36 protein-coding genes are annotated in these 25,658 nt (G+C 60.5%); 10 read left to right on the forward strand and 26 right to left on the reverse strand.

Going from position 1 to position 25,658, the window contains the following annotated elements; translation table 11 throughout:
• Positions 1 to 87: 87 nt before the first annotated feature.
• Positions 88 to 303: a hypothetical protein gene (locus IC232_RS04725; protein ID WP_190843768.1), complete on the reverse strand. Its 216-nt coding sequence runs from the start codon at positions 301 to 303 to the stop codon at positions 88 to 90.
• Between the two features lie 164 nt (positions 304 to 467).
• Between IC232_RS04725 and IC232_RS04730 the strand changes: the two genes are divergently transcribed.
• The 3 genes from IC232_RS04730 to IC232_RS04740 all read left to right on the forward strand — a co-directional run bounded on the left by IC232_RS04730 (position 468) and on the right by IC232_RS04740 (position 3,558).
• On the forward strand, positions 468 to 1,013 hold the full coding sequence (locus tag IC232_RS04730) for a 3'-5' exonuclease (RefSeq protein ID WP_246812036.1): 546 nt from the start codon (positions 468 to 470) through the stop codon (positions 1,011 to 1,013).
• 522 nt (positions 1,014 to 1,535) lie between these two features.
• On the forward strand, positions 1,536 to 2,201 hold the full coding sequence (locus tag IC232_RS04735; RefSeq protein ID WP_190843769.1) for a ParA family protein: 666 nt from the start codon (positions 1,536 to 1,538) through the stop codon (positions 2,199 to 2,201).
• A gap of 163 nt (positions 2,202 to 2,364) precedes the next feature.
• On the forward strand, positions 2,365 to 3,558 hold the full coding sequence (locus IC232_RS04740) for a M12 family metallopeptidase (RefSeq protein ID WP_190843770.1): 1,194 nt from the start codon (positions 2,365 to 2,367) through the stop codon (positions 3,556 to 3,558).
• Between the two features lie 92 nt (positions 3,559 to 3,650).
• On the opposite strand, the gene IC232_RS04745 is transcribed toward IC232_RS04740, so the two are convergent.
• The 8 genes from IC232_RS04745 to IC232_RS04780 all read right to left on the reverse strand — a co-directional run bounded on the left by IC232_RS04745 (position 3,651) and on the right by IC232_RS04780 (position 8,717).
• Positions 3,651 to 4,334, reverse strand: coding sequence for a hypothetical protein (locus IC232_RS04745; protein ID WP_190843771.1), 684 nt, complete (start codon positions 4,332 to 4,334; stop codon positions 3,651 to 3,653).
• A 9-nt stretch (positions 4,335 to 4,343) separates the two neighbouring features.
• A complete protein-coding gene (locus tag IC232_RS04750; protein WP_190843772.1) occupies positions 4,344 to 5,066 on the reverse strand; it encodes a DUF6602 domain-containing protein in 723 nt (240 codons plus the stop codon).
• Positions 5,063 to 5,827, reverse strand: a complete 765-nt coding sequence (locus IC232_RS04755; RefSeq protein WP_190843773.1) for a nucleotidyltransferase — start codon at positions 5,825 to 5,827, stop codon at positions 5,063 to 5,065. Before IC232_RS04755 ends, IC232_RS04750 begins: the two co-directional genes overlap by 4 nt.
• A 207-nt stretch (positions 5,828 to 6,034) precedes the next feature.
• On the reverse strand, positions 6,035 to 6,289 hold the full coding sequence (locus IC232_RS04760; RefSeq protein ID WP_190843774.1) for a WGR domain-containing protein: 255 nt from the start codon (positions 6,287 to 6,289) through the stop codon (positions 6,035 to 6,037).
• Between the two features lie 14 nt (positions 6,290 to 6,303).
• A complete protein-coding gene (locus IC232_RS04765) occupies positions 6,304 to 6,993 on the reverse strand; it encodes a hypothetical protein (RefSeq protein WP_190843775.1) in 690 nt (229 codons plus the stop codon).
• Between the two features lie 94 nt (positions 6,994 to 7,087).
• Entirely contained in the window at positions 7,088 to 7,630 is a 543-nt protein-coding gene (locus IC232_RS04770; protein ID WP_190843776.1) for a hypothetical protein, read from the reverse strand.
• Positions 7,631 to 7,661: 31 nt separating this feature from the next.
• Positions 7,662 to 8,279 carry a hypothetical protein gene (locus IC232_RS04775; RefSeq protein ID WP_190843777.1) on the reverse strand — a complete coding sequence of 206 codons (618 nt, stop codon included), beginning with the start codon at positions 8,277 to 8,279 and terminating at the stop codon, positions 7,662 to 7,664.
• Between the two features lie 66 nt (positions 8,280 to 8,345).
• Positions 8,346 to 8,717 carry a hypothetical protein gene (locus tag IC232_RS04780; RefSeq protein WP_190843778.1) on the reverse strand — a complete coding sequence of 124 codons (372 nt, stop codon included), beginning with the start codon at positions 8,715 to 8,717 and terminating at the stop codon, positions 8,346 to 8,348.
• A gap of 335 nt (positions 8,718 to 9,052) precedes the next feature.
• Here IC232_RS04780 and IC232_RS04785 point away from each other — a divergent pair, with 335 nt between their 5' ends.
• The gene (locus IC232_RS04785) at positions 9,053 to 9,445 is read left to right on the forward strand and encodes a hypothetical protein (RefSeq protein WP_190843779.1); all 393 of its coding nucleotides are present in this window, start codon (positions 9,053 to 9,055) and stop codon (positions 9,443 to 9,445) included.
• A 49-nt stretch (positions 9,446 to 9,494) separates the two neighbouring features.
• On the opposite strand, the gene IC232_RS04790 is transcribed toward IC232_RS04785, so the two are convergent.
• The 4 genes from IC232_RS04790 to IC232_RS04805 all read right to left on the reverse strand — a co-directional run bounded on the left by IC232_RS04790 (position 9,495) and on the right by IC232_RS04805 (position 12,967).
• Positions 9,495 to 11,363 carry a hypothetical protein gene (locus tag IC232_RS04790; RefSeq protein WP_190843780.1) on the reverse strand — a complete coding sequence of 623 codons (1,869 nt, stop codon included), beginning with the start codon at positions 11,361 to 11,363 and terminating at the stop codon, positions 9,495 to 9,497.
• 28 nt (positions 11,364 to 11,391) lie between these two features.
• Positions 11,392 to 12,111 (reverse strand): hypothetical protein, encoded by a 720-nt coding sequence (locus tag IC232_RS04795; RefSeq protein WP_190843781.1) that lies wholly within the window; start codon positions 12,109 to 12,111, stop codon positions 11,392 to 11,394.
• 192 nt (positions 12,112 to 12,303) lie between these two features.
• Positions 12,304 to 12,669: a nuclear transport factor 2 family protein gene (locus IC232_RS04800; RefSeq protein ID WP_190843782.1), complete on the reverse strand. Its 366-nt coding sequence runs from the start codon at positions 12,667 to 12,669 to the stop codon at positions 12,304 to 12,306.
• A gap of 91 nt (positions 12,670 to 12,760) precedes the next feature.
• Positions 12,761 to 12,967, reverse strand: a complete 207-nt coding sequence (locus IC232_RS04805) for a hypothetical protein (protein ID WP_190843783.1) — start codon at positions 12,965 to 12,967, stop codon at positions 12,761 to 12,763.
• Positions 12,968 to 13,522: 555 nt separating this feature from the next.
• On the opposite strand from IC232_RS04805, the gene IC232_RS04810 reads away from it, so the two are divergent.
• Complete coding sequence (locus IC232_RS04810; protein WP_190843784.1) at positions 13,523 to 13,750, forward strand: hypothetical protein; 228 nt, start codon at positions 13,523 to 13,525, stop codon at positions 13,748 to 13,750.
• A gap of 124 nt (positions 13,751 to 13,874) precedes the next feature.
• Here IC232_RS04810 and IC232_RS04815 read toward each other — a convergent pair whose 3' ends face one another.
• The 12 genes from IC232_RS04815 to IC232_RS04870 are packed head-to-tail and all read right to left on the reverse strand — an operon-like array spanning position 13,875 to position 20,527.
• Positions 13,875 to 14,180 (reverse strand): hypothetical protein, encoded by a 306-nt coding sequence (locus tag IC232_RS04815; RefSeq protein WP_190843785.1) that lies wholly within the window; start codon positions 14,178 to 14,180, stop codon positions 13,875 to 13,877.
• Between the two features lie 13 nt (positions 14,181 to 14,193).
• Complete coding sequence (locus IC232_RS04820) at positions 14,194 to 14,568, reverse strand: hypothetical protein (protein ID WP_190843786.1); 375 nt, start codon at positions 14,566 to 14,568, stop codon at positions 14,194 to 14,196.
• Between the two features lie 51 nt (positions 14,569 to 14,619).
• On the reverse strand, positions 14,620 to 14,991 hold the full coding sequence (locus IC232_RS04825) for a hypothetical protein (RefSeq protein ID WP_190843787.1): 372 nt from the start codon (positions 14,989 to 14,991) through the stop codon (positions 14,620 to 14,622).
• Positions 14,988 to 15,323, reverse strand: coding sequence for a hypothetical protein (locus IC232_RS04830; RefSeq protein ID WP_190843788.1), 336 nt, complete (start codon positions 15,321 to 15,323; stop codon positions 14,988 to 14,990). Before IC232_RS04830 ends, IC232_RS04825 begins: the two co-directional genes overlap by 4 nt.
• 42 nt (positions 15,324 to 15,365) lie before the next feature.
• Entirely contained in the window at positions 15,366 to 15,761 is a 396-nt protein-coding gene (locus IC232_RS04835) for a hypothetical protein (RefSeq protein ID WP_190843789.1), read from the reverse strand.
• A gap of 25 nt (positions 15,762 to 15,786) precedes the next feature.
• Positions 15,787 to 16,662: a hypothetical protein gene (locus IC232_RS04840; RefSeq protein WP_190843790.1), complete on the reverse strand. Its 876-nt coding sequence runs from the start codon at positions 16,660 to 16,662 to the stop codon at positions 15,787 to 15,789.
• Between the two features lie 41 nt (positions 16,663 to 16,703).
• A complete protein-coding gene (locus IC232_RS04845) occupies positions 16,704 to 17,162 on the reverse strand; it encodes a hypothetical protein (RefSeq protein WP_190843791.1) in 459 nt (152 codons plus the stop codon).
• 5 nt (positions 17,163 to 17,167) lie between these two features.
• Positions 17,168 to 17,794: a hypothetical protein gene (locus IC232_RS04850; protein WP_190843792.1), complete on the reverse strand. Its 627-nt coding sequence runs from the start codon at positions 17,792 to 17,794 to the stop codon at positions 17,168 to 17,170.
• An 8-nt stretch (positions 17,795 to 17,802) separates the two neighbouring features.
• On the reverse strand, positions 17,803 to 18,849 hold the full coding sequence (locus IC232_RS04855; RefSeq protein WP_210335223.1) for a phosphoadenosine phosphosulfate reductase family protein: 1,047 nt from the start codon (positions 18,847 to 18,849) through the stop codon (positions 17,803 to 17,805).
• Between the two features lie 5 nt (positions 18,850 to 18,854).
• Entirely contained in the window at positions 18,855 to 19,427 is a 573-nt protein-coding gene (locus IC232_RS04860; RefSeq protein ID WP_190843793.1) for a hypothetical protein, read from the reverse strand.
• Positions 19,428 to 19,453: 26 nt separating this feature from the next.
• Positions 19,454 to 19,804: a hypothetical protein gene (locus IC232_RS04865; protein ID WP_190843794.1), complete on the reverse strand. Its 351-nt coding sequence runs from the start codon at positions 19,802 to 19,804 to the stop codon at positions 19,454 to 19,456.
• Between the two features lie 36 nt (positions 19,805 to 19,840).
• Positions 19,841 to 20,527: a hypothetical protein gene (locus tag IC232_RS04870; RefSeq protein WP_190843795.1), complete on the reverse strand. Its 687-nt coding sequence runs from the start codon at positions 20,525 to 20,527 to the stop codon at positions 19,841 to 19,843.
• A 500-nt stretch (positions 20,528 to 21,027) separates the two neighbouring features.
• On the opposite strand from IC232_RS04870, the gene IC232_RS04875 reads away from it, so the two are divergent.
• Genes IC232_RS04875 through arsH form a run of 5 tightly spaced genes read left to right on the forward strand, consistent with a single transcriptional unit; the run spans position 21,028 to position 24,170 of the window.
• A complete protein-coding gene (locus IC232_RS04875; RefSeq protein WP_190843796.1) occupies positions 21,028 to 21,384 on the forward strand; it encodes an ArsR/SmtB family transcription factor in 357 nt (118 codons plus the stop codon).
• Positions 21,377 to 21,919 carry an arsenate reductase ArsC gene (locus tag IC232_RS04880; RefSeq protein WP_190843797.1) on the forward strand — a complete coding sequence of 181 codons (543 nt, stop codon included), beginning with the start codon at positions 21,377 to 21,379 and terminating at the stop codon, positions 21,917 to 21,919. The genes IC232_RS04875 and IC232_RS04880 overlap by 8 nt, the downstream gene beginning before the upstream one ends.
• An 8-nt stretch (positions 21,920 to 21,927) precedes the next feature.
• Positions 21,928 to 22,353, forward strand: a complete 426-nt coding sequence (gene arsC, locus IC232_RS04885) for an arsenate reductase (glutaredoxin) (RefSeq protein ID WP_190843798.1) — start codon at positions 21,928 to 21,930, stop codon at positions 22,351 to 22,353.
• A 10-nt stretch (positions 22,354 to 22,363) separates the two neighbouring features.
• Positions 22,364 to 23,443, forward strand: a complete 1,080-nt coding sequence (arsB, locus tag IC232_RS04890; RefSeq protein WP_190843799.1) for an ACR3 family arsenite efflux transporter — start codon at positions 22,364 to 22,366, stop codon at positions 23,441 to 23,443.
• Positions 23,436 to 24,170 carry an arsenical resistance protein ArsH gene (arsH, locus tag IC232_RS04895; RefSeq protein ID WP_190843800.1) on the forward strand — a complete coding sequence of 245 codons (735 nt, stop codon included), beginning with the start codon at positions 23,436 to 23,438 and terminating at the stop codon, positions 24,168 to 24,170. The genes arsB and arsH overlap by 8 nt, the downstream gene beginning before the upstream one ends.
• A gap of 27 nt (positions 24,171 to 24,197) precedes the next feature.
• On the opposite strand, the gene IC232_RS04900 is transcribed toward arsH, so the two are convergent.
• Positions 24,198 to 25,562: a dihydrolipoyl dehydrogenase family protein gene (locus tag IC232_RS04900; RefSeq protein ID WP_190843801.1), complete on the reverse strand. Its 1,365-nt coding sequence runs from the start codon at positions 25,560 to 25,562 to the stop codon at positions 24,198 to 24,200.
• Positions 25,563 to 25,658 lie beyond the last annotated feature (96 nt).

The following is a 25,658-nucleotide window of genomic DNA, read 5'->3' on the forward strand; positions in this document are numbered from 1 at the left end:
TGGAAGCGTGTGGTAGCTTTGAGGAGATCCAGCCTTTTATGGGGTTTGATCTTCCTCAGGTTCACCACCCAGTGGAAGTCATGAGCCTTAAGCGACCTTGCTTCCTGCTTGAGCTGCTCTGGCCTCGGCCGCTGCGGCAGCCTGCTCGCGCTGACGATGCTCGGCCAGTTGCTGGCGAAGGTCCTGGTAGAGCGGGCGGAACGTTGGCCCGTGGTCTTCGACCATGTCAGCGAGGATGTGAACAGCCCGGACCAACTTCTCTTCCGTGATCGGTCCGCGCTCCCGGTGATGCCATTCGCTCATGGTGCCGTCTCCTCATGATGGAGCGGGCACACTGCGCCGAGGATCTTGATAGGAGGTTAAGCTTGCCTGGGGCTGGTGGCGGCGTCCACAAACTGGTGTCCCGGCCGGCGCTGCCTTAACATCGCCGGCAAATCACACCAGGAGCAGATTGCTGAAGCACTGATTTGCTCAAGAAATACTCACGATATTGTACGATGAACCTATTTGACCGACACGTCGTCATCGACGTTGAAACCGCCCAATCCTATGATCACGTCATTGAAATCGCCGCTGTTGAGGTCGTTGGCGGAACGATCTCCCCTCGCTCGTTTGTCCGCAGGGTCAAGCCGCGCTCAGCCATGAGCCCATTCTGCTATGCGGTGCATCGCATTTCGCTGGCTGACTTGGAAAATGAGCCACACTTCGAGGAGGTCGTTCACGAGCTCATTGAGTTCGTGGGTGATGATACGATTGTCGCTCACAACTATGCCTACGAGTACAATACGCTCAAACGAGAGTTCGAGCGGGCATCACGGCCGACTTACCCGCGAGAGCGCTTCTTTTGCACCATGGCTCTGGCAAAGCGCTCGGGCCTGCCCGGCAAACTCCGCCATGCTTGTTCGCAGGCGGGCATCAGCATTGCTCACCTGCGTGACGCGCACGATGCGTTGAACGATGCCCTCTTGGCGGCCCATCTGTTTCTGAAGCTCAATCCGGCGAAGCGGCCCTGACGTCGCAGCAGGCCATGACACCCTCACGCAATCTAGGCCTGGTAATCCTCCTGCAGGGCTTAGGGGGAAGTCATGTGCAAGCGACAGATCGACAGGCGGCCAACACCGCCGGCGCCATCCAATGACAACGAACCGCGCGTGATAACCCGTCTCATGCTGGCGCGGTCGGTGTCCTATCAGACAGGCATTATGGCCGCGGTCCTGGAGCGAGCGGAGCGGGTCAGGTTGGATGTTCTGGCTGCTGGCGTGGTAAAGATCCAAGGGGCACGTCGCTGGTAAGCAGCCCATAATATTGCCACGGTTGAACGGCCAAGGTTGGCTTGTGCGGTTTCAGCCTCCTTGAACCGCATAAGCCCTGGTTGAGGGTTCACCCGATTTCCTCGGCCGGGGCTCCAGCCGCCCTCAGCCGGAGGTCCGCAGTGGCCCCTCGGTGAGGGCGTTTTGCTGTCCCCTCGGTGATAAGGCTCCGTTAACCATACCTGCGCGACGATGCAGTGCCTGATCAAGACTGGGGGAACTGGCATGAATGTCGTGGTTTTTGCATCCCGCAAGGGAGGTTCCGGAAAGAGCACCCTTGCCGCGCAGCTGGGGAGCTACATGGCCGAGAATGCGCGGCCGACGCTCCTGATCGATGCGGACCCGCAGGGGTCTTTGGCCCTTTGGCACCGGGTCCGGGGCGCACAGGATCTTCCGCTCCATGTTGGTACCAAGCATCTTGCGGCCACTCTGGCGAAGGCACGTCGAGCCGGGGCTGAATGGGTCCTGATCGACACGCCGCCCAATGCGGAAGCCTCAGTGGCCGAGGCGATCTGGCACGCGGATCTCGTCGTGATCCCCATGCGCCCGGGTCTATTCGATGTCGATGCCGTTCAAGCCACAATCAAAATGTGCCGTGAACTCAAGAAGCCTTACGCGGTGGTGATCAACGCGGCCCCGGTCAAGAATGGTTCGGAGGATCCGATGGTTGCGGATGCACGCGGGGCCATGCAGGCGCTCGACGTTCCGACATGGTCGGGTCAGATCACGCATCGCGCTGAATTGTCGCTTTCCCTGTCCCATGGAGCCGGTGTGAGCGAGTTCAGCGCCGGATCGGCTGGATCGGAGGAGATCGGCAGCCTCTGGCGGGCGCTCACGCGGAGCTTTGAGGCAATCGATGCGATGACCGGCAAACAGGATCAATCCGCTTAACTAGCTGATGTGGTCTGCCGAAATGGCCAGTTAGCTTTTGGTTATTGCGTATTAGGGTGCCAGGCCTTTCAGAACCGCGCCACCTATAAAGCGCATTTGAGGCGCGGTCTCAATGCTCCAACCGCTTGTAGTCAGATCTTCAAGCATGTGAAGGAGCTTACGCATGAGCCGGATGCAAATTCTTGTTGTGAGTGCCCTCTGTCTACTTAGCATGCCGAATGAAGGCGCGTTGGCGCAGCAAGATCAAACGTTGCCAGAGCAACAGACACATAGACGGCGGTTCTTCTCCTCCCGCCTTGCAGTGGATTATCCACTGCCGCTAACTGTACCTACAGGTGGGAAGGCAGACGATCGACGCACGATAGCAAATTTCATTCAAATGAACACGCGTATTGCGACCCCCACCATCATCAGGAGGCAAGGTTACGTGGAGGGAGATATTTGGGTTGGATCGCTAGATAGCCTGAAGTTCAAGGCAGCTCTCAGCTCTTTGTTTGGCGCTTCAATCGTCAAAGATGATTTGGAAGCATTTCTGGCTGGGCGGACGGATAGAAGGTTTCAAGATAGTACAGCTGAAGCCTTAGATATATTAAGGGAACGCTACATAGCTGAAGCCAACAAGGGCCCGCCAGATGATCCTGAGAATCCGAACGAGCCACCTTATGATATCGTTGAACTCGATAAAGTTGTCGCTGAGATAAAGTCAGAACTGGACAGAGTAGGTGTATATTCTACTGGCATCGCCAGCGGCGGAATTTGGCCTAACGGGACTATACCATATGAAATCGACGAAAGCTTGGAACAGCGTAAGCCTGAAATCGATAAAGCAATAGGGATTTGGAGAGAAGCAACCGGAGGGGCAATCAAATTAGTGGCGCGTCAGGCGGGGGAAAAGAACTACGTCAAGTTTCAGTTGGATCAAGGGGCTTGCAGTTCGTCTATAGGTATGAAAGGGGGAGAACAAATCATCAGATTGAAGCCTGATTGCAAGTGTGGCAATATTGTGCATGAGATTGGTCACGCAATTGGTCTTTATCATGAGCACACCCATCCTAACCGGGATGCATTTGTTGAAATACACTGGGGAAATATACAAGATAACGCAAAGAACAACTTTGAAATATCATCGAACGCGCGAGCCTTGGGCGAATACGACTACGGAAGTGTGATGCATTATTCTGGGGAAGCCTTTGCAAGACCTAATTCGGGACCCACAATCACACCGAAGCAAACCACGCAGGTCACACTTGGTCAGCGCACTACTCTGAGCGCGAAGGACATCGCGGGTGTGGCAGCATTGTACGGGTTTGCTCCCGCTGCGAGTGCTCCGGAGGCAGCAAAGTGCCCAACCCAGTAAGAGGATATAACGGGCACAAGTTATAGAGGCCTGTTGTCAGGTTAGTTTTCGGACGCACCGATGAGTTTTTACTAGGTGCGTCCATCCAAAAGCTAACCGAAGATCTCGTGATAGGTGATCAGCGCGAAGACCAGCGGAAGGACGATCGCGATCATCGAGAGGAAGAGCGACACGATGATGGTCATCGCGAAATCGAACGTGGCATACCCGTAGCCGCGAAAGGTGCCGGCCACCCGCTGCGCCTTGTACTCTTGGATCCGGCCGATCGGCGCGAGGACCGGACTGGCAGCGAGATAACCCCACTTCTGGAAGAACGACTTGAGACCAGCGGCGAACGCGCCAGGGATCGATCGGTAGTGCTTCTTCAGCCCACTCCACGCGTAGAGGACCAAGAAGATCGGCATGAGGATGTACCAGACTTGGCCGGCCACTTCGGTATACTCGCGGATGTCCGCCCAACCCCACTTGTGGAGCAAGATGCCGGCGACCCACGCCATGCCGAACGGCAGACCGACGCCGAGGACCGCGCCGGCGAGCCATGGGCCACCCTGGGTCTTCTCCTTCTTGATGTCCGAGATGTACTCCGCTGGGACGTCGTAGAAGAAGGCCTTCGCGAACGCCCAGCCGATCCACCCCACCACGAGAAGGGCTCCGAGTCCGAGTACAACCCAGAGCCCGCTCTGCAGCGAGTTCATAACTGCGTCGCGGCCGAACAAAAGGACCAGGAGGATCCCGCCCAAGAGGAACTTGATGATGGTGGCGTCTCTTGATGACATCTCGGCCTCTCAGTCCGCCAGCCACTTCGCGTAGGCGCGCATGTCGATCATTGGGACGGTCGCACTCGCCTGGAGCTTCGCGATCAGCTCGAACAGGAACGCCGTCGCCGGCTTGCCCTCAAGGGTAAAGACGTAGGTTTCGTCCTCGCAGCGGCTGAAGTGGCCGTGCGCCGCCACGCACCCGAGATCCACGCTGCCGTCCGGATCGCCGTCCGCGAGCGCCTGCTGCAGCGGCTGTCCGAAAGGCGTCTTCCAGGAGCTCTCGAAAGTCAGCAATCCACCGAGGATGCGGTGGAGCGGCTTTGGCTTCGCGATGCCGCTTACGTTAGGGACGGGGAGGCTGGTCCGGTACAGACGTCGGACGCTGGCGATCTTGTCTTGTGCATAGCGTACGTTTTCCACGTCGATTGCCTGCTTGGCCTCAAACACGGCGTAGACGCTCTCGGCCGGGATGATCGTCTGCCCCTCGAACGTGAAGATGAAGGGGCTGTACTGCCGATCGAACACGACGACGTCGATCTGCTGGCTGAACTTGCCGTTGCTGTCGACCACCGTCGCCCGGGCGACGCTGTAACGCTTCGGCAGGTAGTTGCCCAGGAGTTGGAGCCAGATGTTCTCCGTTGCATCTCCCTTCAGAACGGGGTGACCGAGGAGTGCCCGCGAGTGCTCGAGCTTTTGGTGGATCTCCGTGTGGAGGCCGGCGAGGAGGTTGGCGAGGTTCCACTCGGTCATTTTACTACCCGGTCCCAGGATGCTGCTGACAGGGCGTCCTTGGCGGCGCTGGCGATCATGGCTTTCTGCATCGCAGTCAACTCGTCGGAAAGGATGTTGTTGGTGTTGGCGGGATCGACGACCCGGGCGTTCGGGAAGCGGTCGCGCAGGTACGTCAGGCAGGTCACGACATTGCCGCTGAGGCCGATGCTGTAGGTGTTCCTCAGGGCCTCGATGACGCTGAGCTCAAGATAGAATGACGGGAAATCCAACCCCTTCTGGTTTCGCCAGAGCTTGAGGATCCGGATCTCGTCCCGTCGGCCGCAGTTGGCCACGATGTCGATGTGGCGCGCCACGTTTGTCTTCGTCCAGGTGTCGGCCTTGCTCCGGTACAGGCTATGGTCCTGGCTGTAGCTGTCCTGACGTTTTGCCGGGACGACGTCGACGTCGAACCCGTTCACCTTGATGCCAAGCGACACATTCTGGCGGCGGGGCGTGAAGCCCTTGCCCTTCAGATGGTCGTGGAGCTTGTCGTACACCTCATTGAGTGTCTCCCGGGTTTCGGACCGCAGGGAGACGAAGATGTCGATGTCGGTCCCGCTACGGTTGGCCGTACCCTTGGCGAACGACCCGCTCGGCGTGATCGCCGCCAGGTATTCTCCGGCCCAATTCTGCAGAATAGGCACGAGGGTCGTTTTGCAGACGTTGAGGGGGGTGTAGAGGCCGGCCGGGATCGCCTCGCGGATGAGGATATTACGGAGATACTGGTCTGGGGAAATCATTATGGACTATGGCGGGAATGAGGCGTCCCAAGCTACCTGAGGCGGGGGCGCACGCAAGAGCGACATATTGGTTGTCCCCGCCAGACAAAGAAAAGGCTACGTAAAGGGGGTCCTTCCGGTCTTGATCTCTTGTCTATTCCCCGATGAAGTCCACAAGGTCGTCCTTCTTCGGCTCTACCGGCACTGAAGTGCGATCAATTAGTCAGATCAAAGGTCGGTGTAGCCCTTCTGTCGCTGGGTTTCTGCCCAGCCCTCTAGCGCTTTTGCGGCGACCACCTCGTCAGGGTAAATGTCGACCTTCCCCTGTCCCTTGGTACCAACATAACCCCAGTTGCGCACCAGCCGGATCGTGCCGAACAAGTCGCGCTCAATCATCAGGCTGAAGAAGCGTGCCCTGCCCTGCTCCGGGTCACGCCGATAGAGCACCAAGTGGTGCCGTATGGGCGAACGGGCGTCGGGCATCGGATAGCCACCCCCTACTCAGGCTTGTCCTTCTGGAGCGTCTTCTCCATCTCGCGCATCATCGCCTTCTCGATCTCGTCAAGATCGACCTTGATGGCCTGATCGCCGGTCTGTGCCGTGGCCCTGGTCACGGGGACTTGTCTGGCCTTTGGGCGGTTGGTGGCCATCCGGGTCTGGGCGGGGAAGCGGCCCTCCATGGTATCGATGAGGCTGTTGAGCGCCGCATCGGACAAGGTGATCTCCGGAACCTCATCGAGCCCTCTTAGGGCGATGGAGTGATGGGTGTAACGAGGATCTCCGGTCACCTCAGGACCAAACCAGTCCAGAGGCTGGAAAGCCTGCGCCTCGGCCTCGGTGTCAAATTCCACCGTGACGAGATGCAGGGCACGGGGACGAACAATCTGGTCGACCAGGGCGTGGCGGTCGCTGATCGGCAGGGCTGTTCGCGAATAGTCGACCTCACCGGCGCAGACATCGAGCAGCGCATGGATGTGGCCCACCGGAACCTCGGTCTCCTCCTCGACGTCGCCATCGGGTCCTGCCGAACTGAGGATGAGGAGCCCTCGGCTTTCCTCAAGACGGACCCAGGAGGTTCGGTCCCGCTGCTCCAGGAAGAAGCCTTCGACCTGGCGCAAGCCGCCCCTCTCCCGTTGGATCAGACGGGCGAAGGAGGGGGTGAGGAGAAAGCGGCGGCGAATGGTCATGAAGCCCGAGGAATGAAAGGACTTGAGGAGGCTTTCCTAGGTATACGGCGCAGGAGAGGCAGGGCAACCCAGAACCCAGCGATATGGTTTCCGCTCAGCCGCTGGCCTTGCACTTTTCCTTCTCGCGGATCTGGCGCTCAGACAGGTACTGGCGATCGTACAGAAACAGCGGGTCAGCGTCCTCGCCCCGCATATCAGACCATGCAGTGATGCTTGTGAGCGGGACGACATGGTAATGCGAGGAACCCCTGTTCCGCGGCTCGAACAGGGCAATCTGACCGTCTGGGCTCTCCGCCAGGGCGCCTGTGAGCGCGTGGCCCGAGGCGAGATAGAGGATCACGGCACGGTCGAGCGGCAGTTCCTTGAGGCCGGCGAGAGGATCGATCTTCTCAGATACCGGAACCGGTGACCGGGCCTGTTCCTGAGCTTTGAGCTTGTCTTGAAGCTTCTCGACAAGGTCGAGGCCAGTGCTCCCGATATGGGTGACGTCCTTCAGGCACAGGACATGGGATTCTTCGGTATCGGACAGCGACAGCTGCTCGCAATTCGCAAAGGTGGCGAAGTAGGCATGGATTGTGTTCAGAAGGGCCTCAACCGTCTCAGGTTGATCCCCAGTCCTCTGTTCGGCTGTGTCCACGAGGCGATTTCCTTGGTTTTAGAGGGAAGGATCATGCCGCAATCTGCTGGCCCATCTTGTCGATCAGGTCATTGGCCCGGGCGATGATCCGGGTCCGGATCTCCCGCTCCGCCTCCTCGTACGGATCAGGGTGGTAGATTAGGGTCACGGCCCGGCGGAGCTTCGTGAGGTGCCCCTTCTCCTTGATTGACTGCGCCCGGATGAAGGTTTCCGTGACGGACCAGAGGCGAGCCTCCTGGAGGTCGGTCTGCTTCACCTCGGGGTCGGGTGCCACTGGGCGCGCCGTCTGGTGAGTAGCCTGGATGCAGCAGGAGAGCTCCAGCGAGGAGATGTCGCCGACGGCAAGGTCTGCCACCGGCACTGGGACGGTGAGCTTCTCGGATCCGTAGTAGACAACGAGGGTCATCGATTTCGTGAAGTTGCGCTCTTTTCCTGCGAAGGCGCTGCCGTAATAGAACTCCCCGTTCTGGCCTTTCGCCCGCAGCTTGCGGTAGATGCCGCCGTTGCTTGCCTCGAAGACGGCGTCAGTCAGCAGGATGTCGAGTCGATCAAACCGGACCTCTGCCCCTGAATGAGGATCCCGGCGATTGACGGTCAGATAACCGAGATGAAAGCGGCTGTTGTCGTTCTGGGCACGGCGCATCGTCATGGCGGGTCCACCACTTATCGAAAACACAGGAATAGAAGGTTGCCCGATGGTGCGGGCCGGCTCGGGTCAGGCGCAGAGGAGGTGAGCGTGCCCGTCCTCAAAGGCTTCCAGCGCGAGGTCGCGGTCATCCTCAACGAGATCCGCGGCAACCGAGGGTCGTTCCAGCCTCTGCCACTGCGGCCCCTCGGCTTGGGCGTGGTAGCGCTCCGCCCACTGTTCCACAGCGGTGATTGTTGCGGGAACCAGGCTGACGCGGTTGTCCCAGCGGCCGCCGTCACAATCGATGCCGCCATGGACGATCGCGACCATTCCGCCTTCCTCGAGTTCGGCGAGTTGCCTCTTCCGCTCAATGCGTTGGGCGAGGAAATCGACCTTGTTGCGGTTCAATTCGCGGAACAGACGGCGGATGAGGCTTCGGTTCGTGCGCGTGAGCTGCATCGAGATCTCCCTTCCCTTTCGGGGTTTTGACCAACTGTCGGGTTCACCCAATGCTCGACTTAAAAGCTCACAACGCGAGTTCTTGCGTACTACGGCGCAACAAATGAGCGGCACGCCTACAAGGCGCAGCGCCTACCCCTTCCCCACCCTGGCGCTGCGCCTTTGGGACAGCAGGCATGGGCCAAGAACAACCTAAGTCGAACTTAAGCAGGGACAGGAATTTCGAGCGATCCAGCAAACAATTTGGTTCAGCCTGTATTCAGGCGTGCTGTGATGAAATGAATTCAAGTTGGGGTTCTGTGTTAATTCCCCCAGAACTGTTCCGGAGACATTACATGCGTAAGATCGCTACTCTTGCCGCAGTGGGCGTTCTGGCTCTTGGCGCTCTATCCACCTCGGAAGCTGAGGCCCGCTCGGGCCGCCGCGGGGCTGCTATTGCGGCCGGTGCTGTTGGCCTTGCTGCCGGCGCCATCATTGCTGGTGCGGCCTCTCAGGCTTATGCGGCCCCTGCTTATGGTTATGGCGCACCTGCCTATGGCTATGCCGCTCCGGTGACCTCGTACCGCTATGATGACGGCTATTACGCACGGCCGGCCTACCGGGAGCGGCGTGTGGTCCGCTACTATGAGGAGCCCCGCCCGGTGTACCGTACCCGTCGCGTGGTTCGGTCCTATGACTATAGCTACGGCTCGCCGTACTACGGCTCTGGCTATTATGGCGGCTGGTAACCTCCTTGAGAAGCAAATAGGGCGGTCGGCATGACCGCCCTTTTCTGTTTTACGCGGCTTCTGCCATTGGCGCTGAGGCAGGCTCAAGGGTCACGAGGGGCGTTTCGCCCTTCTTGATCCGGACGGTAACGGTCATGGCGATGATCTCTTCATCCTCACCGTCAATCTCACCGATGAGGGAGTAGGCTTGGTCGAGTACCGCTGCCTGAACCTTCTGCTGGAAGTGTGAGCGGGTCTGGCCGGTGATCTTAGCAACCAGAGCCGTGTAGCTCTCCTCAGCGGCACGCTCCTGCGGCTCATAATCTTCTTCCTCATTATTCCAAGGGATTCCGCGCATCATGCGCGACACTGCCTCATCCTCCCGGCCCTTGGCGATTATTACAAACGGGTAGTTCGTGTCCCAATCCGGATTGAAGTAGACCGCCGGAATCGGAACCGTGAGTGAACCATGGCCGCCCTTCCGGTCATCGATCAAGAACTTGAGTGCCAGGTCCTCGACAATGGTGTCGTAGAGATCCTCAATATCGACCTCTTTTATGGCCTCGCCCACATCCGTGAACGTGAGGGGATAACCGGAGGTGCCATCGTCAAGCGGCACCTGGATCTCGTCGCCCTCGGCTTTGATCAGCAGGGTGTTCCCGACCACGAACGGGATCGTCTCTCGGCCGAGGATGTATTCGATCTCTCCTACGTCGAACAGGATCCGGGTGACCTCGGGGCAGCCGCCCTGGCTGTAGTTGCTCTCGAGCATCGACTCCAGATAGCCGCCATCCTGGACCCCATAGGACTCTAGCGAGAGGCTGACGATCTCGTGCAGTTCAAGGCGGTCGCCCTCGGCACTGATCAGCCCGTCACCCTTTGGCATCCAGCGGGTGCCGGCCATGTTGGCGACTGACGCTGATGGACGAGGAATCGGATAAGGCGAAAAGGTTCGCAGCGGATGGTGAGCCGAGAGCCCGTTCACGAGGTCCGGATTGGAGAGCATCTTGCAGTAGAGCAGATCAATGGTCTTCCAGATCTCCTCCAGGCCGTCGTTCTGGATCAGGACGTCACGCTCAGGCAGCTTCAGCTTGAGATGGGAGGTGTCGTGCACATCGATCAGAACCATCGTGCAGAAGCTGGTCTCCTTGAACAGCTTCTTCTCCTCGTCGAGGGTGACAGTCTTCTCAACGTCTGGAATCTTATGCCCGGCGCGGTGGTCCTCAAGGCTGATGACCTTGCCGAAGAAGTTGAGCTTCGTCTTCTCCTTGCGCCACATTTCCCCCTTGATCCGGGCGAGCTTGATGGTGACGCCGTGCACCGTGTCAGTGTGTACCGCCACCATGCAATCGGCATGATCCGTCAGGGCATGATCGAGGAAGGTCTGGGGCATGACAATGGTCGGCACACCTTCTGGAAAGCCCTTCAGGGTTGCTGTCAGGCCGGAGTAGACCACGCACTTCTGGATGATCTCGCCCAGGCGTAGACCGTCCTTGTCGGTGAAGGCACGGATCCGGATCGAAAGACCGCCCTGTTGGGGATGTCCAGTGGTCAGGGCGGCAGTCGCATTGCCGGTGAAGGCCGCCTTTGGGATCTGCATTTCCCAGTTATGGGAACGAACGACAACATCGTAGTGAGCAAGGGCGAAGAATCCGAGCCCTGCGGCCGCCTCATTGATCTCTACGGCAGCGTCGTTGTTGCTGCCGCCTGCCATCAGGAGCACATGGGCATTCTCAGCCGTCAGGCCGTGCCCGTCATCGGCGATGATGAGATCACCGTCCTCCAGGGTGAAGTGGACGTTCTTTGCCTTCGCGCGGCGTGAATTTTGGATCATCTCATCGATGATGCAGTCGAAGGAATGGCTGAAGAACTGGTCAGCCCGGGAGATGAGTTTGCGGCCGAGCGTGGCTTCGACCTGGGTGGTGGAGAGGATGTTCATTACAGGAACCTTAAGGATCTGGAGAGGGTCAGCCGGCGAGGGTGAGGAGAGCCGAGACGGCGTTGTCGTTGCGATGCTCGTCGTCGGCTTTGAGGATCTTGTCGACGGCTGGAAACAGCCGGACGATGTCCTGGTAAGTCAGGCAGTCATTGAAGGCTTGGGCGAACTGCGGCACCTGTCCGAACTCTGCCATCACAGCCGGGCAGATCTCTTCCTCCAAGGTCTTGATGTGCCCTTTCAGTGTGTCCTGGTAGGTCTCAACTCCTGGTGCTTCCGTTGACAGGGCCCAAGCGAGAGTCGCGATCGGCAGGCAGGAAGCTGGTCCACCCTGCCCTGCGCCATTCACGTGGCTGAAGCTGAGAATGTCGCCGGCCATAGTCTGACGGTACTTGGCGCCTTGCGGCACCTGGAACGTCAGGAAGCCAGGCCGGGCGCAGTGATCGAGCCACACGCCCCACATGGAGCGGTACGTGGGGGCAATCTCGACGTAGCCCAGCAGGTGGCTTGCCAGGGCTCCGAGCTCGATCTCATTGGTCTTCTCGGCGAGACCCGCCACGATGAACTCATCGTGGGCTTTGTAGCGATCGGAGGCGATGGTGCCGATCTGGTAGGCGCAATGAACGATGTCGCTCAAGAGTCTGGCGCGGCGCTCGAACAGGGGTTTGCAGGCTTGAGCGTTGATGAGGGATATCGCGTGCGAGAGCGCGCGAGCCCGGTGCCCGTTCCTGAGCTTGAAATCATGTGTCATGGGATCCTCCGGTCAACTCTGTGCCGGTAAGGGTGGGTTGCGGTTCGATCGACCATGCGTCGAGCCCGCGCCGTCGAGATTCTTCTTTGGGGTTTGAGGAATGCCGACTGGCAAATGTTCAGAACTGAAAAAATAAAAGGCTGGCCTGAACTCAATCAGGGCCAGCCTCTGGATGGTTAACGGTGGTAGGTGTCAGGCCCCGGCAGGGACCTGGTCGAGGAAGCCCGTGACCTGCTTCAGGCGTCCGTTGTTCAACGTGGCGAAGTCGGTTCCTTTGATCGGGCCATCCGCGCCCTCGGGCCCGAGCTGCCAGGAGAACCTGATGTTCTCGCCGTAGCCATCAGGTTGGCCGATCAGGGAGAAGCGAAAGTCGGGGAAGCGCTGGTGCACCGCGCTGATGAGCGCATCGATCTGGCTATGGCCGCTCCCCTGCATAAGGGGATCGCTATAGGTGCCGTCCTCGGACCATAGATTGGCCAGCTGATCCTGCCGGCGGTCGGCATTCGTCTCGTTCCAGAGAGCGATGTAGCGGTTAGCGATCGAGGTGGCGTCGGTCATGAGATGTCTCCTGATAGTGGGCTGGGGCAATCCCGGCATGAGGACCATGAAGGAGACAGAGAGGCGGGTCGATTACGCCCGAGGTAATGCTTCATGCGGTCGCGACGACGTCGTCCGCGGCGGTTTCCGGTGAATGGCCCGTCTCGTAGTAATCGCGAGCATCCCCATAGCGGGCCTCCGGCAGGTTGCGCTTGGCAAGCTCCCCGTTCAGAGCCAGCCACCACGGCGAGAACTCGGTATTGGCCTTTGTCGATGCCGTCTCCAGGAGACGAAGGCTGGTGTTGGTGTAGTACGTCATCGATAGTCCTCCTGTAAGGATCGTGGATGCAAGCGTTGGCCTCGCCAGAGACCAATTTCTCTGAACATGTGTCTTATCAAGTTTGGGAGAACTGCCGTGACGTCGCTGTTCCGAACGGCGGATATAAAAACGCCTTGGCTGAGGTGCTGTCTTTTACCCTCAACCAAGGCGTCCGCGGTCAATTAGGGAGAGACCACAACTGAGTAGATAGGATGCCTGGTGATCGCGTCAACGCACTATCAAACGAAAACGCCCTGACAGAGTTAGCCGTGCGGAGCTCACTGTCAGGGCGAATTGTTGTGGCACCGGTTGCAATACCACGTCACGATAATACACCAAGTGCCTCGCCGGTTCAACATTAGGCTGTGCACAAGCAGAGTTGCCCCGGCAGGAGGCTGAGCACCAGACCTCCCACCAGGGCGCGTGCGATGTGTTCCGGCATCGCACGATCTATGTAGATGCGGCCGCGACATGCCGATGTGCGGCGACGCACGTTAGCAGTTCCGGACGCGATCAACTGACCGCACTGCAGCCAGCACATCAGTCTGTCCGGCTGTGGTCGAGGCCGACATCACGAAGCATGTGCGGGCTGAGCTCGTGACGCAGCTCCTGCTGAAGTTCGTGACGGCGCAGGTGATCGAGTTCGGCTGTTGCTACAGGCCGCGCGTGATCATTCGCGGGCCTACGCGGCACGCGAACAAATTCAAAGCGGAAGGCGAGCCCTACAAAGGGCAGAGGGAATACGGTCGGGTTCATTGGAGCCACCAGCAGCTAGGGTCGTGACGAGGAGAGCGGCGCGTTGGTACGTGCAAATACGCATAAGCATGTAACGCCTCCTCTGGCTGTGGCTGTGAACCGGGCGGAAGATCCGCGGGGCAGCTTCAATACCAGAATTCTAGGTCGGATACTACCCCTGAGATCCGCATTTATTGATCTCGTCGGCCTGACTACTACTGTGCGATGAATTCCAGCGGTAGTAGGTGGATACCGACGTGCTGTTTGCCGGGACGATCAGTCCGTGCCCCTTCAGTTCATACATCGTACTGACGCCGATACCGCGGACCGTCCGACCGGTGGCGGTCTTCAGACGTGCCTTGAACTGCTCCCGTCTGGTGTAGGCGCTCATCTCGAGCGCATAGCGGAACTCCCCGCCATCTTTAAGCACCTCAAGGGCTTTCCTGGCCATTGTTGAGAGGGCGGGAAGGTCGCTCATGATCACCTCTGCATTATGGAGCTACGCCGAGAGCAACGCAGCGGATGCGCCAGAGCTCGGTCGCCTGGCACGCGTGGCCAGCCTGACCGAACAGGTCCTGCAGGCCGGTGGCCTCCGTCAGGACAGTCAGAAGGTTTGGGTTCTCGGCAACGTACTCGTCCCAGAGAACGGAGTAGAGCGCCCTCACCTCGTCGGCGTTCACAGCGCGCTTGCCCTTAGCCTCGCGCCAGCTCAGCCCCGTCGAGCCGTCAGCAAAAACCTTGGCGGCCTGATAGATCTCTTCGATGGACCTGTTTCCGCAGCCCTTGATCCGTGCCGCGAAGGCGCTGAACCGGCGATCTCCCCGGCTGGAGCATTCAAGGAAGGGAGCCGTGCCATGCTGAATCATTTCTGGGGATCCTCAACTGTTTCGCCAGAGGAAGAATCCTGATCTCGATCCCTATAGGTTTCCCGCAGGGTCAGCTTGATTAGTGGGGTGCTCGGTATGCCGGTTGGCCCATGCCAGTTTGACAGGATCGCGCCATCCGAGCTTCGCATCTGGACGAACTGTGCGGTGGCAGACCACAGCGACGCCCTCAAGGATGGCGGTTGCGATGTAGATACCGGGAGGAGCCGCCCGAATGATGACCTCGCGGTCGCGCATGCCTGGGCTTCCCAGTTCGTCCTCGTGCACCCAGACTTCCTTGCCGATCCATTCGGCGGGAGCCTTCCACCACCCCCGCTGGAACAGGATCGTTCCATCGCTTCGGACACGCCGAAGGCCGCCGAGAAGGTAGCCGTCGGGCGCCTTGATGTCGTTGGCGCGGGTCATGCCTGAGGCTTCACGGCTCCAGAATCTGCCGGGTACTCGCCGCGATCGTCGGCGGGGAATTGGAAGCGCGAGAGATTGTGGATGTTCGTCTTCATCATCTCGTCCGTGACCTGGAAGGCGAGAATCTTTTCGAAGTCACTGCGGTTCTTGTGAAGGCCAGCAACCTTCATCACGCTGTCCGGAATCTCTGAATAGTAGGCGTCCGCCGACTTGAACCAACTGGGGCTCTCCTGGCCCGCGGCCTCCCGGATGGCGGAGTCGGCGATCATGAAGCTCTTCAGGCGCTGAACCGCGATAACGATATTCAGCATGTCATAATTGAGGGGTCGCATCGTGGCCTCTGGATTGAGTAGGCGGGCTTCAGGGACTGCGGGTTAGGCGACAGCCACCACCCCGAAGGTGACGCCTCCCATGGACTTGGGCGTGCCGTTTAGCGGCGGGTGGACGAAATGCCCTGCGCCGTAGCAGACATCCGAGGTGTCCACCCCGTCGGCGCCGTAGCATTCCTTGGTGATCTTGATCGTGTAGCGAGGGCAGCCGTCGAGAAAGATCTCTCCGATGGCATGGACCTCTCCTTCAATGTAGTCGACCCGGACACCAGGCCGGTTGGCTGTTTCCATGCCGTAGATCCGGCCATCCTCCAGCAGCACGGCGAGATCGTAGGAACGGACCATGGCACCGACCGTGATAGGATTTCCGAAGATATCCTGGTCGGGCTTGGCGTATTCCGCGATCAGTTCGGGAGTCGAGGAAAGTGTGACGGCGCTCATGGACGATCTTTCTGGGATTTGGCGTTCAGCAGATTGCCTGCTCGAGGGCTGACTTCAGGGCGAGGTACTCGGGCGGGTCACTGTCGGCGATGCCGGTCCCCTCGAGCCACGGGAGGGCCCGCCGGATTGCGAGCGCCATCTTCGGTGCTGCGCAGAGAACCAGGGCATATGCTTGACTATCGTCGGTCGGGGTTTGCCCGTCCCCGATCTGGTTCGTGACGGTCTCCAGCCCTGACTGAGGTTCAACGATCAGCCGGAACTCGATCGCCCGGAGACGGTTCTGCGTGATCCGGTTGAAGGCGTCTTCACCGAATTTCGGCGTCAGGTCGCCGATCGGAACAATGGGTCCGCCTTCCCGGATGTTATGACCGCAGGTTTCCACCATCTTCGTCAGGTGGGAAATGTGGCGGGTGACGTTCTCGCCGGCATTATAGGCTGACAGAAAGTCGGCCAGAGAGGCCGTGATATCGTCCTTTGAATAGGGTTCCGGCCGGCACTCGAGGACCGGGATGATCTTCATGTGCTTGCGCAGGCTCACGAGATTGCTGAAATCCCAGCCTTCGTTGAGGGCGACCGCGAGTTTCGTGGCGAATTCGGCATCCTCCTCATCCACGGCGAAAACGCTGTCGATCCAGGTCGGAGGCGTGCCGCCGTTGGTGTATTCCCCTTCGACCGCAAAGCGGATGGTTTCACCCGCCTTCCGGAATCCGGTGATCCGGCGGGTTTCAGCATCGGGCTCTGAGGCGGAGAGAATCTCCTGGGCTCTAGCGACGGCGAAGAGGAAGTTGTCGATCATCAGACGCCTGGCTGGAGCTTCCAGGTCCACGTGAACAGGGGCATCCTGCCCTTCGAAGCTGACTTCGTATTGGCGGGTTACCGTATCGGGTTGAGCAGCGGTCATGGTGGGCCTTGCGCGGTAAAAGGAGGACGGAAGGAAGGTGATCAGGCCGCCAAATTGGGAGCCGGAATCCGCCCGATCGGCGAGAGGTCCACTGGAGGCTGGTTTTCGCCGAGCGCGGTTTCGGCCTGAGTGCCAGCCGGTGGCGTGGGCAGCATTGCCAGCACCTTTGCGAGGCGGAACTGGACTTCCTCAGGAAGGTTTGCCTTGACCTTGTCGAGTTCCGGCACCAACTCGGCCACGGCTTCCTCGAGCGTGTACGGCGGGAGGGGATCGCCGTGGCGCCAGATGTCGTCTCCGGAGTTGAGAACCACACGCTCGACCTCGAAGTGACCCGCAACGCCACCCTGGTCATAGGCTTCCTGTAGTTCGCCGACGAACTGGCGAACGAGGTGACCGCCAAGAACCTTCCCGTTCTTCGCCTGCTCGTCAGTCAGGCCGATAATCGGCAGGTCATCAGTCAGCTGGCGTTCGAAACGCACGTCAATGAAATAGCTCGTCATGGCAATCAGGCCTTTGCCGCGGCGGCGGCTTCTGGGGTTTGGGAGGGGACGAGGGCGATCAGAACCGCCAGTTCGTCGATCAAGTCAGAGGTGGGTTCGTCCCGGTCATGGGCCGCAATGAGGGCACGGGCGCTGCTCACGAGTTCCGGGAGGCCGACGGGGCTCTCCTCGCAGCGGCGAACCTCCACAGCATCGAGCGCCTCGAAAAAGCGGTCAGGATCCTTGAGGATCTTCCCCCTTAGGGTTCCTGCCTGGAGAGCGATGCCCCATCGGGCGGCGAAGTCGGCCTCATCGGCATCAACCGCCAGAACCGGACCAGTGAAGACCCTTTCGTCGTTCTCGCCGACATAACCCTCGTAGATGTACCTTGCCAGGTCGCCGGGCTTGCGGATCGAGACAACGTGGCACTCGGCAGCTCGGGCGTCGAGCGTATTCAGGTACTCGCTATCCGAGTTGAAGCTGTCATAATCAACGACAGCGGCAGCGCATCGCTTCTGGGCGGCCTGGAGAATGTCCCCGGCATCGTCCAGCATCGGAGTGTTAGGGAGGCTTTCAACCTGGACGTTGATCGTCTGGTCAATGTTGTCGGGTCCCGACATCGTGACGATGTATGATCTAAGGATTCGGTTCATTGGGACACTCATGTCGGTCCTCCCCCTTCACCGAATGCACCAGGGGGATGCATCCAAGATTGAGGGTCCACAAGGACAGGGACATTGTATGTTTCGGACAGCGCGAGGCGCGCGATCTCTGGTGAAGCCAGCGCAGATGGGTATGGCTTGCCCTTCGCGGCAAGGTCACGCACGCTCATATTGCGCTTGATAGTGACGCCGAATTGTTCTTCATAGCCAGCAACAATCTCGAAGCGCTCGGGCCAGATATGTTTCAGGGTGGCCCACTGATCGGCTCCGCCGAAAATGCAAAAGGCACATGAAGCGCGGGAAAGTCCCAGCCAGTAGCACGGGTGGGGATTCAAGCCGTGCCGCTGCATGATTGCCCATACTTCTTGCTCGGACCATTGCAGAATGGGACGCCAATGGTCGATATGACGGACACGGCGCGTTCCATCGCGAGTGTCCGATCGGTGACGCTCGAGGGATGCATAGCGCGATCGAGCTGCACTCTCCTGTGCACGCTCGCCTGTGATGAAGAGAGTGCGCTTCCCAAGGAACCGATCTTGCCCTCTGAGGGCAGCGGCCCCGACGTCGATTTTGGTAGCGGCCGAGCAATAGCGAGTTTGTAAATTTGCTGTAACCTGGGGGTAGCGCAACCGGGTGCCAATCGGCCCATCGCCGCCTGCTTTCCCGAGCGTCCCATCTGGCTTTTCGAAAATTACTGGGGCTGTGGGTGTTCCGTTGCGGAGCATCTCACGCAAGAATCCCCCTTCCCTCCAACTCATATAAAGTGGAACGCCGAAAGCCTTAGCTACGGCCTCGCAATACGAGGTAGTGATTGGCCAATCGAAGAATGGGTTCCGACCATCTACATCATGGTGGAAAAGCTCAATGCGAGACCGGTCAACCCCGGATTCAAGGAGATGCAAGAGTGCACTACAACTGTCCTTCCCGCCGCTGAACGCCACGATGTAGTAGTCGTATGAGGTCAAGTCTGGTTTTTCGCCAATGTCATAAGGAATCTCTATTGGCGGCGGAGGCTCCGGAAACGAAAACAGAGCAAGCTGTTCCACGAGAATTACTCCTGGCCTGAAGTAGCGGAATCGTCCTCGTCGTCATCATTGAGGATGTCATCGAAGAAGGTGCGGTCGTTGCCGATCGCGATGAGCTCGTCACGGATCTTGTCGTCGGGGATCCTTTCGACCGAACCGACGATTTCGCAGCCGATCCAGTCACCCTCATCGATCTCGCGGAGGGCTTTTTCAGCATTTGAATGCTGCGCCCAGTGGGCGTCGGCAGCAGGCATGAAGGCGACGACCTGATAGACGATCTTCACTATCTTCGTGTCGGGGCTTTCGACTTCGCTTGCCGAGACGGTCTGGTGAGCGGACGAGCGGCCCTCAATCACCTGGCCTAGGATGGTGGCATGGGATTCGGCGATCTCAGCTGATCCATCGTGAAACTTGATGTGAAGGGTGCCGCTAATGGAGGGCGCGTCCCGATCATCGGCGAAGAAGAAGATCGGTTTCTCCCAGTGGTTGCCGGGAGTGGTCCATTCCCAGCCTGAGGCGTCCTTGAACTCGTAGCCGAAATCAAACGTGCTGCATTCAGCATCGGCCGCTAGCCGACGCTTCTCATCGAGAGCGCTCATGGAATTGTCCTGGTATGGAGGGAAGATCAGGCGGCCAGCGGCAACGGGGCAGCGCTGCAGGCATCGCGGTCGAGAATCTCGCGCTGAAAGGCTTCCTGCATGCTGTCGGTGGCAACGGACGAGGCAAAGATGGCGCCCGACCGCAAAAGAATCTTAGGGTCGAGAAACTTGCTGGTCCGGTAATCCCAGACCCTCAGTTCCCCGCTGGTAATGCGGGTCGGAATGAACGCAAGAATCCGGTCACTGCCATCCAGAATGGTCAGTTCCTTGACTGTGCCGAACGATGCATGGATCTGGTCGAGAGCATGACGGACCGAACGCAGTCGGGAGATTAGGCCGCGGCAGTGGAGGTTGTCGGTAAAGATGCAAGTGATCATGGCCGCGTGCCTTTTCCTTGTACCCACTTTAGGGGTTTAGCCTTGGACGTTCGTCGTCTTCAGGCTCAAAGATCCGGGAATGGGAATTCGGCGCAGCAGCCCTGCCCTGATGTCGAGATAGCCGTTCTCGAGCGGCGGAGCGTTTCTTAAGACCCATGCTTGGGTCTCCTCACTTTGCAGGATCTCCTGAATGGCTTCGAGTGAGAGATCAGGACCGGCGGAGACCACATAGAGGTTATGGTTGATGGGGAGGATGCCTGGCTCTAGCCGGATAGTCCGGAGCTTGCGGCCAATGCGCGGGATCAGGAGTGCCGGGCGATCAAGAGGCAGGGTGATGGCCTCAGGAGCCATCCACCAGCGCCCCTTCTGCCCCCGCTTCGGCATGCGGGCGATTGTTGCCTGCAGGTGATCCTTCACGGCACCTGTCGGCTCTTGGCCCTTGAGGGTGCGAATGGCGTAGCGGGTCGCCGGCCGCAAACTATCAGTGGCAGGATCGATATCATCGCTGTCGACTGCCGGCAGAAGATCGGCGTCGGGGAGCCGTCCGACCTGGTGGGCGTCGATGGTGAAGATCCCATGCGGCCCAAGCCAAGGAGCGAGGCGCACGGTGGCGATGTCAGCGAGGGTCGGGCCATCATGCCGATCGAGGGCGCCGTCGGGGGAAACCGGAAGCTTGCCGAGAGGGATCCTCGCCTGAGCGGAGGGCGTGAGGACCACTTCCACAGGGTGGATATGGGGAGGCGTGCCCTTTCGGCGGGTTTTATTTGACCAAGATTAGGTCTTAACGGCTTTATTTCGAGCGTTTCCTACATTGAGACCAACGAGGCAGAGGTTTTGATGATGCCGCGCAAGGTGTCATCAAGACCGACTCGTTATTTGGGCACCTAGTGAGACGAAAAGTGCAAGACGTCGCGTCAGCGGCGGCTCACTTTGAGTGGAACTAGGTGCTAGACGCCGTGTCAGCGGCGGCCCCAGGGGAGTGTGTTAATGCCGAGCTTCAAAGCCTTCGGTGGAGACGTTCGCCGCATGGTGAAAACCTTTGGGAAGCCTCAGCCTAGGCTGCTTTGGCCAAGTGCCGGATCATCAGGGTCCTGACGGACGTGGTGAGGTGCCGGTGCCCCGGGTACTGAGCCTATTTAACCAGCCTTGTGCATGCAGCACGGAATGCGTAGTTCGACTAGTGACGGTTGACTGCAGTCGCTCTGTTCCATATATCTCGACATATGGAATCAGAGAACGTCATCCTCGCTCTTGCGGCGCTCGCCCAATCAACCCGGCTCGACGTGTTCCGGCTGCTGGTGAAGCACGAACCCGAAGGCCTTCCAGCGGGCGACATCGCCCGCGAGCTAGCCGTCCCGCACAACACGATGTCGAGCCATCTCGGCATCCTCTCCCGAGCGGGCCTCGTGCGATCCGAGCGCCGGAGCCGCTCGATCATCTATCGCGCCGATCTCGACCGGCTGCGCGAGGTCGTGACCTTCCTGCTCAAGGACTGCTGCGGCGGCCATCCCGGTGTGTGCGCTCCCTTGATCGATGCCCTCGCCCCCTGCTGTTCCCCGAAGGAGACCGCCAATGGCTGACCGTCCCTACAACGTCCTGTTCCTGTGCACGGGCAACACCGCCCGATCCGTCCTGGCCGAGGGCATCCTGCGCAAGGACGGCGCCGGCCGCTTCAACGCATTCTCAGCCGGCAGCCAGCCGAAGGGGACCGTCAATCCGTTCGCCCTGAAGGTACTCGACAGCCTCGGCTATCCAACGGACGGCTTCCGCTCGAAGAGCTGGGATGAGTTCGCCGGACCGGATGCGCCCGTGATGGACTTCATCTTCACGGTCTGCGACAGCGCCGCGGGCGAGGCTTGCCCTGTGTGGCTGGGCCATCCGGCCACCGCCCACTGGGGCATCGAGGATCCCGCGGCCGTCGAGGGCACCGACATCGAGAAGGAGCGGGCCTTCGTCCAAGCCGCCAAGTACCTCAAGAACCGGATCTCCGCCTTCCTCGCTCTGCCGATGGCGAGCCTCGACCAGATCGCCCTGACCCGTCACCTGCGGGACATCGGCCGCCTCGAGGGCGCTACCCCGGCGACCGTGCTTCCCTTCGACCGCCGCCAGGCCTGAGGTTCCCCATGGACGTCATCATCTACCACCATCCGGACTGCGGAACGTCCCGCAACACGCTCGGCCTGATCCGCAACGCCGGCATCGAGCCGCACGTGATCGAGTACCTGAAGACCCCACCGACGCGGCTCCTGCTGCGCCAGCTCATCGGCCGCATGGGCGTCAGTGTCCGCGACGTCATCCGCGAGAAGGGCACGCCCTACCATGAGCTCGGCCTCGACAACCCTCACCTGACCGATGACCAGCTCCTCGACGCCATGATGGTGCACCCGATCCTGATCAACCGCCCCATCGTCGTCTCGCCCGAGGGCGTACGCCTGTGCAGGCCGTCCGAGGCCGTGCTCGACCTCCTGCCGCCGCAGCTCGGCGAGTTCATCAAGGAGGACGGCGGGATCGTCGTCGACGCCTCCGGACACCGCGCGGCTACCGCCTGAAGGATTCAGCATGTCCATCTTCGAACGCTACCTGACCCTCTGGGTCGCCCTGTGCATCGTCGCGGGCATCGCGCTTGGCCACCTGATGCCGGGCGTGTTCCACGCCGTCGGCACGCTGGAGATCGCCAAGGTCAACCTGCCCGTGGCCGCCCTGATCTGGCTGATGGTTATCCCGATGCTGATCAAGATCGACTTCGCCTCCCTGGGGCGGGTGCGCGAGCACTGGCGCGGCATCGGCGTGACGCTCTTCATCAACTGGGCCGTGAAGCCGTTCTCGATGGCGGCGCTCGGCTGGCTCTTCATCGGCTACGTGTTCAGGCCCTACCTGCCCGCCGACCAGATCAACTCCTACATCGCCGGCCTGATCATCCTGGCAGCGGCACCGTGCACGGCGATGGTGTTCGTCTGGAGCCACCTGACCAAGGGCGAGCCCCACTTCACCCTGAGCCAAGTCGCCCTCAACGACGTCATCATGGTGGTGGCCTTCGCGCCCATCGTCGGCCTGCTGCTCGGACTGTCCGCGATCACCGTGCCGTGGGACACGCTCCTGCTCTCGGTCGTGCTCTACATCGTCCTTCCGGTGATCTTGGCCCAGTTCATGCGCTCGCGACTGATCGCCCAGGGTGGCGAGGCATCCCTGACCGGACTGCTCCGGGTCTTGCAGCCGCTGTCGCTGGTGTCACTGCTCGCCACCCTAGTGCTGCTGTTCGGCTTCCAGGGCGAGCAGATCCTGGCACAGCCCCTGATCATCGCCATGCTGGCCGTGCCGATCCTGATCCAGGTCTACTTCAACTCCGGCTTGGCCTACCTGCTCAACCGCATCGCGGGCGAGCAGCATTGCGTCGCCGGTCCCTCGGCCCTGATCGGTGCATCGAACTTCTTCGAGTTGGCAGTGGCCGCCGCCATCAGCCTGTTTGGCTTCAACTCGGGGGCGGCTTTAGCGACCGTGGTCGGCGTCCTGATCGAGGTGCCCGTGATGCTGTCCGTCGTCTGGATCGTGAACCGCAGCCAGGGCTGGTACGAGCACGGCGCCGTGCGTCACAGGCTGCCTGCGGCCAGCCCCAAGCGGGGAGTCCAGCCCGGTGAGTGATCTCCCCAACATTGACTTCTCGGTCCTCGACGTGCCCGATCTCGGCAGGCTGGAGCCGGGGAAGCCGTCCACGCACCCTCCCCGTATCCTCCTGCTATATGGCTCCCTGCGGGAGCGCTCCTACAGCCGTTTCCTGATGCTCGAGGCGGAGCGCCTGCTCCGGCACTTTGGCGCCGAGACCCGGGTGTTCGACCCGCATGGGTTGCCGCTGCCAGACGCCACCGCCAGCGACCATCCCAAGGTCCAGGAGCTGCGGGAGCTGTCGCTCTGGTCCGAGGGCCAGGTCTGGTGCAGCCCGGAACGGCACGGGGCCATGAGCGCGGTGATGAAGGCCCAGATCGACTGGATCCCGCTCGCGACGGGTTCAGTGCGCCCGACGCAGGGGCGTACGTTGGCCGTGATGCAGGTCTGCGGCGGCTCGCAGTCCTTCAACGCCGTCAACCAACTGCGGGTGCTCGGGCGCTGGATGCGGATGGTGACGATCCCGAACCAGTCCTCGGTTGCCAAGGCCTTCCAGGAATTCGACGAAGCCGGGCGGATGAAGCCCTCCTCCTACTACGACCGTGTCGTGGACGTGATGGAGGAACTGGTGAAGTTCACGCTGCTGACCCGCGACCGTTCCGACTACCTCACCGACCGCTACAGCGAGCGCAAGGACGCGGCCGAGAAGGAAGCCAGGCGTCTTGCGGCAGTAGCCATGAGGCACGAGGTCAAGGCGGCCGAGTAGCCGACCGCCGCTTCCTGGGAGACAGATCTACAGCATGTAGCCAATATCTGATGCCCCGGTCGGGTAGGCGAACATCGTCGTCTTCAGGTCCTCGGCGGTGAGCCCGTGACGGATCGCCAGACCGAAGAGGTTGATCACCTCGTCCACGTGAGGCCCGACGAGATGGGCTCCAATGACGAGATCCGTCTCTTCATCGACCAGCACCTTGAAGCCGTATACGGTCTCGGCGAGGCGGCGTGCCGTGTACCAATTTGGTACGAGCTGGCTCTGCACGCAGAACTTCAGGCCCTTCTCGCGCGCCTCCTGCTCGCTCAGGCCGACGCTGGCGATGGGCGGGATCGTGAAGGCGACGCTCGGGATGCCACGGTAGTCGGGCCGATGCCGGTTGCCATCGAGGAGGTTGCGCACGACGGCCTTGGCGTCGTGGCTCGACACAGGTGTCAGTGGCGGTCCCATCCGGGCGGCATCACCGGCGGCATAGACCGCCCGATTGGAGACGCTCTGAAGGAACTCGTTGAGCTTCAGGTGCCCACGCTGATCCCGCTCGACATCTGCGGCCTGAAGGTCGAGAAAGTCGAGATCGGGGATACGCCCGGCGGCGTGGACCACCAGGTCGGCCTCGACCGTCACGGGTTGGCCGCCGTCGGCATTCGCCCGGGCCCGGACCAGGAAGCCGCGGTCGGTTTTCTCCACGCCCTCGACCGAAGTCCGGGTACGCACGTCAATGCCGATCTCTCGGAACTTCTCCATCAGCCAGCCGACGAGGTCAGCATCGAAGTGGGGCAATATGTGTCCACCACGCTGGATGATCGTGACCTTCGCGCCGACGCGGGCCGCGATGTGCGAAAACTCGGCGGCGATGTAGCCACCGCCGACCAGGACAATGCGCTCCGGCAGTTCCTCCAGTTCGAGGAACTTCTCGTTCGTGATAAGGAACTCCTCGCCTGGGAAGCCGAGCGGCGCCGGCCGTGCTCCGGTGGAGATCAGGATATGCTGCGCTTCGAGCCGGTCCCCGCCGTCCAGCTCGACCGCGTTCGGGGCGACGAAGCGGGCCTGGGTGTGGTACGCATCGATGCCGTGCTCGGCATAGCGCTTCTCCTGTTTCTCCGGGACTGGCCCGGTGAACGTCCGCTTGAACGCGATGATGTCGCGCCAAACAATCCGCGCGTCGTCGGCCGCCACGCCGCGTCCCGTCATGCGCCGAACGTCGTCGATGACCTGTGCCCCGGTTACCAGCATCTTCTTGGGGTCGCAGCCGCGCAGGGCGCAGGTGCCGCCGAACGGGCGGTAGTCGGCCACGGCGACCTTCCGGCCGGCAGAGGCCATCCGGTGGCTGGCCACCATCGCGGCGGTTCCCGATCCAATCACAATCAGGTCGTAGCTCTTGGCCATGCTGGCCTCCTGTGCTTCGGGCAGCTCCGTTCAAGAGCGACGATCCGTAACCGCGGTCACCACGCCGTCGGGGCAATCGCTCCACGAACGATGGGG

Source organism: Microvirga sp. (assembly GCF_014699075.1).
In the GTDB taxonomy this organism is placed as follows: domain Bacteria; phylum Pseudomonadota; class Alphaproteobacteria; order Rhizobiales; family Beijerinckiaceae; genus Microvirga.